Source organism: Enterobacter sp. Acro-832 (genome assembly GCF_011752745.1).
Classification (GTDB): Bacteria; Pseudomonadota; Gammaproteobacteria; order Enterobacterales; family Enterobacteriaceae; genus Enterobacter; species Enterobacter quasiroggenkampii.
The window spans coordinates 1-381 of the sequence record NZ_VWWX01000025.1 but is presented as its reverse complement, the minus strand read 5'-3'; the positions used below and the strand labels follow the sequence as shown (position 1 = coordinate 381).

Sequence of the window (381 nt, the reverse complement as noted above, 5' to 3'; positions counted from 1 at the left end):
TCAAAGGTTCATATCACCTCGCCGGCGCTTTTCGCAGATTAGCACGTCCTTCATCGCCTCTGACTGCCAGGGCATCCACCGTGTACGCTTAGTCGCTTAACCTCACAACCCGAAGATGTTTCACTTCATGATTGCGAAAATTTTAGAGACTCGAACACACCATTAAGATGTGTCGTTTCAATTTTCAGCTTGATCCAGATTTTTAAAGAGCAAAACTTCTTAATGCACTCAAAAGTACATTCAGAAGTTCATCATTCATCAGACAATCTGTGTGAGCACTGCAAAGGCAGGTTCTTTAAGGTAAGGAGGTGATCCAACCGCAGGTTCCCCTACGGTTACCTTGTTACGACTTCACCCCAGTCATGAATCACAAAGTGGTAA

The 381-nt window shown here is 44.4% G+C and carries 2 rRNA genes; both read right to left on the bottom strand.

The features are described 5' to 3' along the window. Nucleotides 1–102 (bottom strand): 23S ribosomal RNA (locus F3J31_RS23250); the annotation flags it as partial. A gap of 199 nt (nt 103–301) precedes the next feature. Next, nucleotides 302–381, bottom strand: a 16S ribosomal RNA gene (locus tag F3J31_RS23245); the annotation flags it as partial.